Consider the following 14422-nt stretch of genomic DNA (forward strand, 5'->3'; position numbering starts at 1 on the left):
TGATGACCATGAACAAGCACGTCTCGAGAGGGCTGTGGTTCGCCCTCTTCCTCGGTGGACTGACGCTCGGGGGGACGGCCGCGGCGAACGCGGCGACGACCTCCGGTGCGGACGGCATCGTGTCAGGAACCCAGGTGGCGCCGTCGATCGACGCTCCCGTCTCCGTCGGCAGGAACGCGTTCGGCGTGCTCGGCGACGCGGTGTCCTCGGCGGTGGCGGCTCCGGCTGCTGCACCGTCGCCGGCTGCCGTCCCCGCCCCGGCTGCTGCCGCTCCCACCACCTCGGGATCGGACGGCATCGCCTCCGGCACCCAGGTCGCCGGGGTCGTCAGCGTGCCGGTCGACGTGACCGGCAACGCGGTGGCCGTGCTCGGTGACGCTGCGTCGTCGGCGGTGCCGGCGGCAGCTCCTGCCGCACCTGTTGCTCCTGCTGCACCTGCTGCACCTGCTGCACCCGCGCCGGCACCCGCCGCGGGTCCGGTCACGTCCGGCTCGGACGGGATCGCTTCGGGCACGCAGGTCGTGCCCGCCGTCCAGGTCCCCGTGACGATCGGTGGCAACGGCATCGGTGTCCTCGGGGAGGGCACGGCCGCGGGCTCGGCGCCGACGGCGAGCTCCGGAGCCGCTGGTTCCGGGACCGCTGGTTCCGGAGGGACGACCTCCGGTGCCGACGGGACGCTCTCCGGCACGCAGGTGTCGCCGGTCGTCTCGGTGCCGGTGACGGTCTCGGGCAACGGGATCGGGCTGCTCGGCGACGGGAGCGCGACGGGCTCCGGGTCGTCGCCCGCGTCGAGCGCTCCCACCACGGGTTCGGGCACTGCGCCCGTCACCTCGGGTGAGGACGGCATCGGCTCCGGTACACAGGTCGTGCCGGGGATCAGCCTGCCGGTGACGGTCGGTGGGAACGGCATCGGTGTCGTCGGTGACGGCACGAGCACCGGGTCGACCACGAACACGGGCACCGGGTCGACCACGCCGGTCGGCTCGGGCACGGGCACGGGTACCGGGGGCACGACCTCCGGCAACGGTGGCATCGGTTCGGGCACGCAGGTCACGCCGGTGGTCAGCCTGCCGGTCACGGTCGGCGGGAACGGCATCGGTGTCGTCGGTGACGGCACGAGCACCAACACGAACACGAACACGAACACGGGCACCGGGTCGACCACGCCGGTCGGCTCGGGCACGGGCACGGGCACGGGCACGGGTACCGGGGGCAAGACCTCCGGCAACGGTGGCATCGGTTCGGGCACGCAGGTCGCACCCGTGATCAGCCTGCCGGTCACGGTCGGCGGGAACGGCATCGGCATCGTCGGTGACGGCACGAGCACCAACACGAACACGAACACGGGCACCGGGTCGACCACGCCGGTCGGGACGGGCACGGGTACCGGGGGCACGACCTCCGGCAACGGTGGCATCGGTTCGGGATCGCAGGTCACGCCGGTGGTCAGCCTGCCGGTCACGGTCGGCGGGAACGGCATCGGCATCGTCGGTGACGGCACGAGCACCGGGACGACCCCGAGCACCAGCACGACGCCGGTCACCACCCCCGGCACCGGCACGGGCACGACGCCCGTCACCACCCCGGGCACGGGCACGACGCCGGTCACCACCCCGGGCGGCACCACCACTCCCGGTGGCACCACCACCCCGGGCGGCACGACCACGCCGGGCACCACCACCCCCGGCGACGTCACGACGGTCCCCGCCAGCGTGACCACGACCGGCACCACGCCGACCGTGACCGCCGCTGCCACCACCGCCCCGACCACCGAGGTCGCTCGCACCACCGCCGCGACCACCCCGGTCCGGACGGCAGCGACGGCGACCGTCGCCGCGGCGAGCACGGGGACGGGCACGACCCCGGCCGGTCTCGCGTACACGGGGGCGTCCTCGCCCGTCGTGCCCGTGGGGCTCGCACTGCTGCTGATGCTCCTCGGCACGGGGACGCTCGTCCTCCGTCGTCGGCACTAGCAGGATCAGGGCCGAGGGGCACCGGTACGCCGGTGTCCCTCGGTGGCGTGCCTGGGAACGGACTGGTCGCGGACTGTGGGGCGATGATGTCGATGCTGTGAACAGTGGAAGCGGTGCAGCAGCCGGTCGGGAGCCGCAGGGCTGGACGATGGACCCGTGTTCACCGAACTGCTCCGCACCCCGATCGTGACCCCGGGGGTCCTGGTCCCCGTCGACGTCGTCGCCGGGCTGCTGGCCCTCTGGGCACTCGTCGGCCCCCTCGGCCGACGCTCCACGAGGGGCGCGGGGCGGACCATCGTGAGCGGTCGCGGTCGACTCGCCGTGCGCGGAGGTGCGCTGCTCGTCGGAGCCGGGGTGGGCCTCCTGGCCGTCTGGTGGTTCGGCGACGTGCAGGACGACTTCGGAGTGGCCTTCACGCCGGTCACGCGGATGTGGGTCGCCTTCCTCGGCGCGACCGTGGCACTGTGCATCACCGTCCTCGTGCAGGGCGGCTGGGGCCGCCGGTCCGTGGCGATCGCCGCGCTCGCCGGCGTCGCGCTCGCCACCGGACTCGGCATCAACGTCGACTTCGGTGCCTACCGGACCATCGAGCAGGCGATCACGACGGACCCGTACCCGGCGGGCTCGCTCGGGCACCAGCACGCGGCGTCAACCGATGCGACGGTGGTGGACGCGGCCACCTGGACGGCCCCGGCCTCGATGCCGGACCACGGCCGCACGATCTCGGTGCACATCCCGGGCACGGTGTCCCACTTCCACGCGCGCCGCGCGGTCGTGTGGCTGCCACCGGCCGCGCTCACCGCCAACCCGCCGACGCTGCCGGTCCTGGTCGCGCTGTCCGGGCAGCCAGGGCAGCCGTCCGACATGTTCCAGGCGGGCGAGCTCGGCGAGGACCTCGACACCTACGCCCGGGCGCACCACGGCCTGGCCCCGATCGTGGTCAGCCCGGACCAGCTCGGTGCCCCGAACCGGAACCCGATGTGCGTGGACTCCCGGCGGCTCGGGCGGAGCGCGACCTACGTCATGACCGACACCGTCGACTGGATCCGGCAGCACCTCGACGTGGCCGCGGCCCCGAGCGGCTGGGGGATCACCGGGTTCTCGCAGGGGGCGACCTGCGCGATGCAGTTCTCCACCGCGCACCCCGAGGTCTTCGGGTCGGCGCTCGCGATCTCGAGCGAGCTCACGGTGAAGAACGGGTCGGAGGCGCACACGGTCAAGGTCGGGTTCGACGGCTCCCGGTCGGCGTACCAGGCCGCGGCCCCCGTCGCGGTCATGCGCCGGCACGCGCCGTACCGGCAGCACCTGACGGTGTTCGGCTTCGGGCAGGACGACGCGCCCTACCGGGCCTCGACCACCACGCTCCGGACCGCGGCCGAACGCGCTGGGATGCAGACGTCCCTCATCGTCTCGCCGAGGTCCGCGCACGACTGGAACACCGTGCGGTACGTGCTGACCCACGGGCTGCCGCAGGTCGTCGCGCACCTCGGTCTCCCGGCGCAGGGCGGTGCGCTGTGAGCACCGCGCCGAGGCCCGCGACCGCGTCCTCGTCCGCGACCGCGACCGCGACCGCCTCCGCGACCGCGTCTCGCCGTCGTCCGTCCTTCCGTGACCTCGGTCGCTCGCCGCTGCGTGCCGTGCGCCGGTCGCCGGTGACGGCCGCGATCGTCGTGCTGGTCCTCGCGATGTCCGTGATCGGGGTCGTCATGCGCCTGACGCACGGTCTCGCAGCCAGCCACCACGGCCATGCCGCCGCGCTCGGTGACGCCTTCGGTCCGGCGTCGTTCGGTCCGCTCCGCGTGTTCGTCGTCTCGACCGGTGTCGTCGCGCTCCTGCTCACCCTCGCCGGGGTCGTCGTGCTGGTCGGCGCAGCGGAACGCCTGATGGGCTCGTGGCGCACGGCCGTCGCCTTCGTCGTGACGACCCTGGTCGGCACGGGCATCGGCGCGCTCAGTGCGTTCGTCGACCTCGACGGGCGGAACGCCTGGGCGCTGATCGCCGGACGAGCGACGGCGTTCGACCCATGGACGGCCATCGTCGGCACGATCGCCACCGCGAGCGCCTTCGCCGGTCCGCTCTGGCGTCGCCGCATCCGGGTGGGCACGCTGGCCGTGGTGGCCGCGCTGTTCCTCTACGCCGGGCACGCGTCCGACCTCTACGCGGTGCTCGCCGCCGCAGCCGGGTGGGTGCTCGGCGAGACGCTGCGCAACGCCCCGAAGCGCGTCGGCTGGTCCCGCAGTTCGCACCGGGAGACCCGCGTGCTGCTCGGCACCGCGGTGCTGGTGTCGGCCGTCGGCCCGGTCATCGCCCTCGTGTCCCGCGCCCGGGTCGGGATCCTCGCGCCGATCGCGGCGGTCGTCGGCGCCGGGCCGGTCACCCCGGTCGCCGGCTGCCGGGCGGACGGCGTCGCCGGGCAGTGTCTCCGCGGACTCCTGGCCTACCGGGCGACGGACCCGTGGACGCTGCTCCTCGCGGTCCCGCCGCTCCTCGTCCTCGTCGTCGGCGGGCTCGGGCTGTTCCGGGGCAGCCGGTTCGCGGTGTGGCTGGTCGTGGTGGTCGACCTGGTGACGGCGATCGCCGCCGCGGTCACGTACGGCCTGGTGCCCGGGCGGGTCGAGCGGCTGCACGGCCCCGAGGACCGGCTCATCGTGACGCTGTCCATCATCGCGTCGATCGCGGTCCCGCTCGCGACGGCCGTCGTCCTGGTGCTGCTGCGCCGCTCGTTCACCGTGCTGCCCACCCGCCGTCGTCTCGCCGGGTTCGGGATCGCCGTGCTCGGCGCCGCCGTCGTGCTCGTCGTCGTGATGCTCGTCGTCGCCGACGCCTCGCCTGTCCGCATCGCCGAGCCCTGGCGCATCGTCGTCTCCGCGCTCGGTCCGCTCGCCCCGACGACGTTCTGGGAGCACCTGCCGCGGCTTGATCCGGGGCTCCGGCTGACCCTCGGCCTGGCCGGCCCGATCCTGTGGCTGGTGGTGGCCGTCGCCGCCGTCCGACCGACCGGTGCCGCGCCGACCGACACCGACCTCGACGGCAGCCGTGCCGCGCGGGAGCAGGCCCGGGCGCTGCTCGTGGCCGGCGGTGGGGACACCTTCGGCTGGATGACGACGTGGCGAGGCAACGCCTACTGGTTCGCCGCGGACGGTCGAGCCGGCATCGCCTACCGGCGGAACGGCGGCGTCGCGGTGACGCTCGGCGGGCCGTTCGGACACCAGGACGCCCGCGGCGACGCACTCACCGCCTTCGCCCGGTTCTGCGACGACAACGGCTGGACCCCGGTGCTCTACGGCGTCGACGAGACCGTCGCGGCCCCGCTCCGTGCGCTCGGCTGGGGCACGCTGCCGGTCGCCGAGGACGCGGATTTCGACCCGCGTGACTGGACGACGAGCGGCAAGAAGAAGCAGGACGTCCGCACGTCGGTGAACAAGGCCGCGCGCGAGGGCATCACGGCGACGTGGTCAAGCTGGCAGGACCTGCCCACCGCCACCGTCCGGCAGATCGAGGCGATCTCCGAGGAGTGGGTCTCCGAGCGGGAGCTCCCGGAGATGGGCTTCACGCTCGGCGGTGTCGACGAGATGCGGGACCCGGCCGTCCGGACGCTCGTCGCGCAGGACGCCGAGGGCACCGTGCTCGCCGTGACGAGCTGGCTGCCGTCGTACGACCAGGGCCGCGTCGTCGGGTGGACGCTCGACGTGATGCGCCGGACGAGCGCGGCCCCGAACGGCGTGATGGAGTTCCTGGTCGCGAGCGCTGCCGACCGGATGCGCGAGGACGGTGTCGCCCGCCTGAGCCTGTCGGCCGCCCCGCTCGCGCAGGCGCCGGGAGCCGCGCCGGCACCGTCGGGGGAGGGCGTGCAGAACCTCCTCGAGCTCGTCGGCGGAGTGCTCGAGCCCGTCTACGGCTTCCGGTCGCTGCTGAAGTTCAAGCTGAAGTTCGGGCCGGAGCTGCACCCGCTGGTCCTGGCCTACCCGGACCCGGTGGCCCTGCCCTCCATCGGCATCGCCGTCGTCCGGGCGTACCTGCCGGACCTGTCGCTCCGCCAGGCCGTGGCCCTGGCGCGGGGGCGCGGGTGACGCTGGCGCGGCGCCTGGCAGCCCGGCGGCGCGCCCGTCCATGACCGCGTGTGACCCGCGCGCCGCGCGCGTCAGGGGGCTGGGGTATCGTTCGGGGTACGCAAGCGCTCCGGGGTCGGTGCAAGTCCGAACCGGTGGTGACAGTCCACGAGCTGACGACGGGTGAACTCCCGACCGATGCTGACCCGGTGGGACTCCGGGACCGACGGTGAGAGTCCGGATGGTAGGCGCGCTGGCGGAGGACACGACCACGCCCACCACTCGGCGTGGACGCGACCTCCGTTCTGCCGACGATCGTCGTGCACACCCGGAGTCCCGTTGAGAGGACACCAGTGTTCACCGGCATCATCGAGGAACTCGGCACCGTCACCGCCGTCGACCCCCACGGCGACTCCGTCGCGCTCACGATCCGCGGCCCCCTCGTGGTCTCGGACGCCCGGCACGGCGACTCGATCGCGACGAGCGGCGTCTGCCTGACCGTCGTCGAGCAGACGTCCGACACCTTCACCACCTTCGTCATGAAGCAGACGCTCGACATGAGCGCGCACGGCTCGCTCCGCGTGGGCGACCCGGTCAACCTCGAGCGTGCGGCCTCCGTCGGCGACCGGCTCGGCGGGCACATCGTCCAGGGGCACGTCGACGGCACCGCCACCGTGCTCGAGACCGCCGACGGGGACGGCTGGCGCCGCGTCCGCTTCACGCTGTCGCCGGAGCTCAGCCCGCTCGTCGTCGACAAGGGCTCGGTCGCGCTCGACGGCGTCTCGCTCACCGTCTCCGCCGTCTCCGCCGAGTCCATCGACCTCGCCGCCGCCTGGTTCGAGGTCAGCCTCATCCCCGAGACCCTCAGCGCCACCACCCTCGGCGACCGCGTGCCCGGTGACCGCGTCAACGTCGAGACCGACGTCCTCGCGCGCCACGTCCGCCGCATGCTGCGGCTCGAGGCGGCGGTGCGCGAACAGACCCCCGCGGACCCGTCGGAGCTCGCCCCCGACTTCTCCAGCCTGGAGGCCCGGTGATGGTCGTCGACGCATCCCAGCACCCCGACGTGGCGGCACCAGGGCACGTGGCCGGCTCGGCGCCGGTGGTCGCGCCCGCCCGCGTGCCCGGTCTGTCCACCGTCGAGGACGCCGTCGCCGCGATCGCGGCCGGCCGTCCGGTGATCGTCGCCGACGACGAGTCGCGTGAGAACGAGGGCGACGTCATCCTGTCCGCCGAGCTCGCGACGCCGGAGTGGATCGCGTGGACCGTGGCGCACTCGTCGGGCTTCATCTGCGCCCCGGTGAGCACCGAGATCGCCGACGCGCTCGACCTGCCGCCGATGGTCGAGCACAACGAGGACGTCCGCGGCACCGCGTACACCGTGACGGTCGACGCCGCGGTCGGGGTCACGACCGGCATCAGCGCCCACGACCGCGCCCGGACGCTGCGGGTCCTCGCGGACCCCACCTCGGTGCGCGAGGACCTGCACCGCCCCGGACACGTCGTGCCCCTGCGCGCACGACCCGGCGGCGTCCGCGAGCGCTCCGGGCACACCGAAGCCGCGATCGACCTCGTCACCGCAGCCGGGCTGCGTCCGGCGGCGGCGATCTGCGAGATCGTCGACGAGGACGGCAGCATGATGCGGCTGCCGCGGCTCGTCGAACTGGGGGCACGCGAGGGCGTGCCCGTCATCACCATCGCTGCGCTGGCCGAGTGGCTCGACGCAGCCGACCGGGCGACGACTCTCGTCGCGCCCACGGAAGGAACCACACGATGAGCGGAGCAGGCGCGGCGGACCGCGACCAGGTCGACGGCAGCGGCATCCGGGTGGCGATCGTCGCCGGGCAGTGGCACGACACGATCGCAGCCGGGCTCCTCGCCGGGGCACAGCGCGAGGTCGAGCGGCTCGGCGCCGAGGCCACCGTCATCCCCGTCCCCGGCAGCTTCGAACTGCCGGTCGTGGCGAAGGTCGCCCTCGAGTCCGGCTTCGACGCAGCGGTGGCGCTCGGCGTGATCATCCGCGGCGGCACCCCGCACTTCGAGTACGTCTCCGACGCCGCCACGAGCGGCCTCACCCGCGTCGCGATCGACACCGGCAAGCCCGTCGGCTTCGGTGTGCTGACGCTCGACGACGAGCAGCAGGGGATCGACCGGGCCGGCCTGCCCGGGTCGAAGGAGGACAAGGGCGCCGAAGCGGCACACGCGGCCATCGCCACTGCCGTCGCCCTGCGGAGCCTGCGCGTCCCCGCCTGAGCCGGGTCACGGCGCGGATCGACCCGCGACGCAGAACGGCCCCGCACCGGTGAGGTGCGGGGCCGTTCTCGGCGGTGTGGCTACTTCTTGCCGAAGACGTGGATCGGCAGGAAGAAGGAGAGCGACATCAGGAGGACGCCCGCCATGAAGACGAAGGCCTGACCCGAGTCCACCTGGAACGCGAACCCGAACAGGTACATCGACACCAGCAGCAGCAGGATCGAGAAGAAAGCGGCGATGACGCGGCCCACAGGGTACCTCCGGAGGTCAGACGGGTGGATCACCACAAGTCTATCCCCAGGGGCGCCCGCGCTGGTTCACCCGGCGGGCTTGGTGGACACCAGCCGGTCGACGACGCCGAGCAACGACTCCATGTCGACCGTCGCGCGGTCGGGCCGGACGTCGCTCGCGGCACCGAGTGAAGCGGCGTGGTACAGCCCGTCGCCCATGAGCTTGATCGCCTGCGCGGTGGGTGCGTCGCCGAGTGCCTCGACCAGGGTGGCGAGCCAGGCGTTCTCGGTCTCGTCGAGGGTGCGCCCGGCTTCCGCGTACCCGGCCTGCTGCAGACGGCTGGCGGCGAGGAGTGCCAGGTCGAGCTCACTGCCCACGAACTGGCAGTTGCGGACGAAGTAGCGGGCGGGGCCGTCCTCGGCGTCGCGCATCCGTTCGACGTCGGCCGTGGACAGGTCGACCAGCCGGTCGCAGAGCCCCTCGACGAGGGCGGCCTTCGAGCCGAAGTGGTAGAGCAGTCCGCCCTTGGACACCCCGGCACGAGCGGCGACGGCGTCGAGCGTGGCGGGACGCTCGCCCTCCTCGCACACGATGGCGACGAAGCTGTCGAGGACACGGTCGCGGGCACTGGCCATGGGGGAAGTCTAGGGAACCGCGGGCTCGTGCTGCTCCCGCCGTGGGATCGTGAACGCTCACGGTCCTTGATCCAGCGGGCAGAACTGCCCTAGGGTCGTCGTGACCGTGAAGGTTCACGAGACGAACAGGATCCGCATGTCAGCGCAGACCGCGACCACCACCGGCACCACCCAGACACCGACCGGCGACACCCCCGGCTGGGCCGTCCTCGGCCCGGGCAGCATCGCCCGCCGGTTCCTCTCCCAGCTCCCGGCGAGTACCTCGGGCGCCACGCTCGTCGCCGCGGGCAGCTCGTCGCCCGAGCGGGCACGCTCGTTCGCCGACGACGCCGCCGGCCACGGGTTCGCCGACGTCACGGCGACGAACTACGACGAGGTGCTCGCCGACCCGCGCGTCGACGCCGTCTACGTCTCGACCGTGCACACGGGCCACGCCCACCTGGTGCTGGCAGCGCTGCAGGCGGGCAAGGCCGTGCTGTGCGAGAAGCCCCTCGCACCGAACCACGGCACGGCGATGGCCCTGGTCGACGCCGCCCGGGTCGCCGGCCTGCCCCTGGTCGAGGCCTACATGTACCGCTTCCACCCGCAGACCGCGGCACTGCTCGACCTCGTCCGCCAGGGCGCGATCGGCGAGGTCACTCACGTCGATGCCTCCTTCGCGTTCCGCGCGGGGGAGCGCACCGGGCGCCTGTTCGACGTGGACACCGCCGGGGGCGGCATCCTCGACGTCGGCGGCTACCCCGTGACGATGGCCGCGGCGATCGTGCAGGCCGCCACGGGCACGGCCGTCGCGGAGCCGACCGAGCTGACCGCGACCGGCACCCTCGGCCCGACCGGCGTCGACGAGTGGACCACAGCGGACCTGACCTACCGCGGCCGGGCCGGTCGCACGATCACCGCCAACGTCCGGACCGGTGTCCGCGTGCAGGACGACAACGCCGTCACCGTGTACGGCACCCGCGGCCGGATCAGCCTGGCGGACCCGTGGACCCTCGGTGACGACCCCACCATCGTCGTGAGCACCATCGACGAGGACCCCCGCACGCTGTCCTTCGCCGGTGAGCACCCCTACGCCCGTGAAGCCGACGCCACCACCGCCGCACTCGCCGCCGGTCTGGGTGAGGCCACCCAGATGACCCTCGACGAGTCGCTCGCCACCGCCCGCACGCTCGACCGCTGGCGCGCCGCGATCGAGCTGCGCTACCCGTTCGAGGCCGAGACCGCCGACATCCCGACCGTCAGCGGCCGACCGCTCACCGTCGCGTCCGACACCACGATGCTGTACGGCGAGGTGCCGGGCGTCGGCAAGCGGATGTCCCGCCTGGTGATGGGCGTCGACAACCAGCCCGACCTGGCGCACGCCAGCGCGATCTTCGACCTGTTCGTGGAGCGCGGCGGCAACGTCTTCGACACCGGGTACATCTACGGCGGGGGCGTGCTCGAGGGTCGCCTCGGCACGTGGATCCAGAACCGCGGCATCCGGGACGACGTCGTCGTGATCACGAAGGGCGCCCACACCCCGTACTGCGACCCGGAGTCCCTGAGCCGCCAGCTGCTCGAGAGCCTGGAGCGTCAGGGCACCGACCACGCGGACATCTACATGATGCACCGCGACAACGCGGACGTGCCGGTGGGGGAGTTCGTCGACGTCCTCGACGAGCACCGTCGCGCCGGCCGGATCCGCGTGTACGGCGGGTCGAACTGGAGCCTGGCGCGCTTCGACGAGGCGAACGCCTACGCGAAGGCGAACGGCAAGCACGGGTTCGAGGTCCTGAGCAACCACTTCGGCCTCGCCGAGGCGTACGACGTGCCGTGGGAGGGGTGCCGCCACGTCACCGACGCCGCGTCGAAGGCCTGGCTCGAGGAGCGCCAGGTCCCGCTGCTGCCCTGGTCGTCCCAGGCACGCGGGTTCTTCACCGGTCGTGCGACGCCGGAGGACACCAGCGACGCCGAACTCGTCCGCTGCTACTACAGCGACGACAACTTCGAGCGGCTCCGACGTGCGAGCGAACTCGGCGAGCAGTTCGGCGTCCCCGCGACGGCGATCGCCCTGGCGTACGTCCTCAACCAGCCGTTCCCGACCTTCCCGCTCTTCGGACCGCGCACCATCGCCGAGGCCCGCTCCTCGATGACCGGCCTCTCCGTCGAGCTCACCCCGGAGCAGGTCGCGTGGCTGGACCTCCGCGCCTGAGCGAGACGACGCCCCCCGCCGGCCGCGCGACCATCATCGACGTCGCCGCGGCCGCCGGGGTGTCCCGGCAGACGGTCACCCGCGCGATGAACGGCATGACCGGCATCAGCGCGGCGACCAAGGAACGGGTCCTCCTGGCGGCCGAGGCCCTCGACTACCGCCCGTCGCGCTTCGGCCGCGGCCTGGTCACGGGCGGCGACCACCAGCTCGGTCTGGTCGTCGACGACCTGCGGAACCCGTACTCGCCGGAGCTCGCCGCCGCGGTGCTCGGGCTGGCCGCGGACCGCGGGTGGAACGTGATGCTCGCCGACGTCGGACTCGCGAGCGACCCGTCCCGCATGGTGCAGGCCCTCGGCGTCCAGACCGACGTCGTCATCGGGTACCTGGGACTGCGCGCCCCGGAGTGGATCGAGCAGCTCGGCTCGGTGCCCGTCGTCGAGCTCGACCCCGCCGGTCCCGTCACCCGGGCGTCCGTCCGCATCGACCCGACCGAGGCCATCGACGCGCTCGCCGACCACCTCGTCGCCACGGGCGTCAAACACCCGGTGGTCCTCGACGCGTCGACCGACGGAGCGCCCAGTCACCGCGGTGGCCTCATGGCCGAGGCGCTGCGCCGACGCGGGTACCTGCCAGAGCTCGTCCACGGCGGGGAACCGACCGCTGCGGCAGGCGCTGCGGCCACCGAACGCCTGCTCGCCGACCGCCGCCGCCTCGACGCCGTGCTCGCCTTCAACGACGTGACGGCCCTCGGCGTGCTGTCGGCCTGCCGCCGTGCGGGCGTCGACGTGCCGGGTGACGTCCGCGTGGTCGGCGTGGACGGCCTGCCGCTCGGCGGGCTCGTCGCGCCGACCCTCACCACGCTCGCCGTCGACCTCGACACGGTCGCGCAGCAGGCGCTCGACCTCGCGCTCGGCATGCTCGCGGGGGACCTGCCCCGGCAGGGCGACGCGGTGCAGCGGACCGTGCGCCATCGCCTCCTGGTGCGCGAGTCGGCCTGACCGCTCGGCCGGGGCAGTGGTCACGCCCACCGCCGGACGGGAGGCTCGGCGCACGACCGCAGTGGAGCCTCCCGCGCGCTTCGTTCAGGGCATCGCGCCAGCGATGCACGGCGCCAGCGCCGACGGAGCCTGCGAAGTCGGTCAGGGGAGTTTGCATTTGCAACCACAACCGTCCGGACGGTACAGTAGACGGAGTCCTGCCGGGCCGCGTGACGACTTCCGCGCCCGTGGCACCTCCCTCGAAGTCCTCGGAGCACCACCATGTCCGCACTCCTCACCAGTCCCGTCGCCACGCGTGTCACCGCGAGCCGCGCACGACGGTTCCTGGCGCTCGCGGTCCTGATGCTGCCGGTCCTGCTCATCTCGGTCGACAACACGATCCTGAGCTTCGCGCTGCCGTCGATCGCCCGCGCGCTGCACCCCGACGCCACCACGCAGCTCTGGATCGTCGACGCCTACCCGCTCGTGCTGGCCGGGCTGCTCGTCGTGATGGGCAGCATCGGTGACCGGATCGGACGCCGCCGCATCCTGGTGGTCGGCGCGACCGGGTTCGCCGCGATGTCCGTCGCCGCCGCCTTCGCCACGGACGCCTGGATGCTCGTCGCCGCCCGCGTGGCGATGGGCGTGTTCGGCGCGATGCTCATGCCGGCGACGCTCTCGATCATCCGCAACGTGTTCCCGGACGCGGGGGAGCGGCGGATGGCCCTCGCCGTCTGGTCGACGATGTTCGCCGCGGGGAACGCCCTCGGTCCGCTCGTCGGCGGCGCACTGCTGGCGCACTTCCACTGGGGCAGCGTGTTCCTCGTCGCGGTCCCGATCCTCGTCGTGATGCTCGCGGCCGTGCCGTTCTGCGTGCCGGAGTCCCGCGACCGCAACCCCGGGCCGGTCGACGTCGTGAGCATGCTGCTCTCGCTCGGCACGCTCGCACCGATCGCGTGGGCGATCAAGTCGATCGTGCACCCCGAGGAGCGCGGCCTCGCCGTCGCGATGGTCGCCGTCGGTGTCCTCTGCGGCATCACCTTCGTCCGTCGGCAGCTCCGCACGCGCACCCCGATGCTCGACCTCCGGCTGTTCCGCAGCACGGCGTTCACCGGCAGCGTGCTGATGAACATGGCGGCGATGTTCTCGCTGACCGGGTTCCTGTTCTTCATCGCACAGCACCTGCAGCTCGTGGCCGGGCTCGACCCCTTCGCGTCCGGCATCGTGCTGATCCCCGGGTCCGTGCTGACCATCGTCGCGGGCATCGTCGCCGTGCCCATCGTCGCCCGGGTCGCGCCACGGTGGGTCGTCAGCGTCGCCCTGCTGTTCTCCGCTGCCGCGTACGGGCTGGTCGCGGTGCTCGGGCACCACGCGTCGATCGCCGCCCTGGCGTTCGCGTTCGTGCTGCTCGGCATCGGGATCGGCGCGTCCGAGACCGTCACGAACGACCTCATCATCTCCACCGCCCCGGCGGACAAGTCCGGTGCGGCGTCGGCGGTGTCCGAGACCGCGTACGAGATCGGTGCCGTGCTGGGGACCGCGATCCTCGGGACGATCCTGGCCGCGGCCTACCGTGCGCACGTCGTGGTGCCGGGCGGGCTGTCCTCGACGTCGCACACCGCGGCGCAGGAGACCCTCGGTGGCGCGGTGTCGGCGGCGAACGAGCTCGGCGGGACCGCGGGGCAGGTGCTCCTCGAGTCCGCCCGGGCGGCGTTCGACTCCGGCGTGACGATCACGGCCGGCGTCGCAGCGGTGCTCATGGTGGTCGCTGCCGCGGGTGCGGTCGTGATGCTGCGCCGCCGCTGAGGCTGCCGGGCCCTTCGCCCGCCGCCCTCCGCCCGTCGCCCGTCGCCGGAGCCCGCCGCGCAGCCTCGCACCATGCGAGCTGGTGTGCGCCGAGCAGCCTCGCACCGTGCGCGCTCCCGAGGCTCGTGCGAGCTTGACCACCCCGTGCGAGCCCGTCCCGCCGCACGGGGTGGTCAACCTCGCACCGAGCACCGCTCCGCCGCGCCGCACCGTGCGGGCGCGTGTCCGTCGCGCACCGTGCGACCTCCCTCGGCCCGTGCGAGCTTGACCACCCCGTGCGAGCCCGTCCCGCCGCACGGGGTGGTCA

10 protein-coding genes, 1 pseudogene and 1 riboswitch are annotated in these 14422 nt (G+C 73.4%); of the genes and pseudogenes, 9 read left to right on the plus strand and 2 right to left on the minus strand.

The window, feature by feature from the left end; translation table 11 throughout:
* Positions 1 to 8 precede the first annotated feature (8 nt).
* The 6 genes and pseudogenes from OXR63_RS07880 (at position 9) to ribH (ending at position 8275) form a co-directional block, all read left to right on the plus strand.
* Entirely contained in the window at positions 9 to 1973 is a 1965-nt protein-coding gene (locus tag OXR63_RS07880) for a chaplin family protein (protein ID WP_267421653.1), read from the plus strand.
* 156 nt (positions 1974 to 2129) lie between these two features.
* Positions 2130 to 3491, plus strand: a complete 1362-nt coding sequence (locus OXR63_RS07885) for an alpha/beta hydrolase (RefSeq protein ID WP_267421655.1) — start codon at positions 2130 to 2132, stop codon at positions 3489 to 3491.
* Positions 3488 to 6043: a bifunctional lysylphosphatidylglycerol flippase/synthetase MprF gene (locus OXR63_RS18390; protein WP_267421657.1), complete on the plus strand. Its 2556-nt coding sequence runs from the start codon at positions 3488 to 3490 to the stop codon at positions 6041 to 6043. The genes OXR63_RS07885 and OXR63_RS18390 overlap by 4 nt, the downstream gene beginning before the upstream one ends.
* A 101-nt stretch (positions 6044 to 6144) precedes the next feature.
* Positions 6145 to 6279: riboswitch (FMN riboswitch) on the plus strand.
* A gap of 96 nt (positions 6280 to 6375) precedes the next feature.
* On the plus strand, positions 6376 to 7059 hold the full coding sequence (locus OXR63_RS07895) for a riboflavin synthase (protein WP_267421659.1): 684 nt from the start codon (positions 6376 to 6378) through the stop codon (positions 7057 to 7059).
* Positions 7059 to 7754, plus strand: a pseudogene (ribB, locus tag OXR63_RS07900) (3,4-dihydroxy-2-butanone-4-phosphate synthase); the annotation flags it as partial. The gene OXR63_RS07895 and the pseudogene ribB, both read left to right, overlap by 1 nt.
* Before the next feature lie 41 nt (positions 7755 to 7795).
* Positions 7796 to 8275 carry a 6,7-dimethyl-8-ribityllumazine synthase gene (gene ribH / locus OXR63_RS07905; protein ID WP_071269986.1) on the plus strand — a complete coding sequence of 160 codons (480 nt, stop codon included), beginning with the start codon at positions 7796 to 7798 and terminating at the stop codon, positions 8273 to 8275.
* An 80-nt stretch (positions 8276 to 8355) separates the two neighbouring features.
* Here ribH and OXR63_RS07910 read toward each other — a convergent pair whose 3' ends face one another.
* Positions 8356 to 8526, minus strand: coding sequence for a hypothetical protein (locus OXR63_RS07910; protein WP_194662300.1), 171 nt, complete (start codon positions 8524 to 8526; stop codon positions 8356 to 8358).
* 66 nt (positions 8527 to 8592) lie between these two features.
* Complete coding sequence (locus OXR63_RS07915) at positions 8593 to 9141, minus strand: TetR/AcrR family transcriptional regulator (protein ID WP_267421667.1); 549 nt, start codon at positions 9139 to 9141, stop codon at positions 8593 to 8595.
* Between the two features lie 136 nt (positions 9142 to 9277).
* Between OXR63_RS07915 and OXR63_RS07920 the strand changes: the two genes are divergently transcribed.
* From OXR63_RS07920 to OXR63_RS07930, 3 genes are all read left to right on the plus strand, one after another.
* Positions 9278 to 11332: an aldo/keto reductase gene (locus tag OXR63_RS07920; RefSeq protein WP_267421669.1), complete on the plus strand. Its 2055-nt coding sequence runs from the start codon at positions 9278 to 9280 to the stop codon at positions 11330 to 11332.
* Entirely contained in the window at positions 11311 to 12330 is a 1020-nt protein-coding gene (locus tag OXR63_RS07925; protein ID WP_267421672.1) for a LacI family DNA-binding transcriptional regulator, read from the plus strand. Before OXR63_RS07920 ends, OXR63_RS07925 begins: the two co-directional genes overlap by 22 nt.
* Positions 12331 to 12591: 261 nt before the next feature.
* Positions 12592 to 14115, plus strand: a complete 1524-nt coding sequence (locus tag OXR63_RS07930) for an MFS transporter (RefSeq protein WP_267421674.1) — start codon at positions 12592 to 12594, stop codon at positions 14113 to 14115.
* The last annotated feature ends 307 nt before the right edge of the window (positions 14116 to 14422 follow it).

The sequence above is a fragment of the Curtobacterium sp. GC_Cur_3 genome (assembly GCF_026544205.1).
Classification (GTDB): domain Bacteria; phylum Actinomycetota; class Actinomycetes; order Actinomycetales; family Microbacteriaceae; genus Curtobacterium.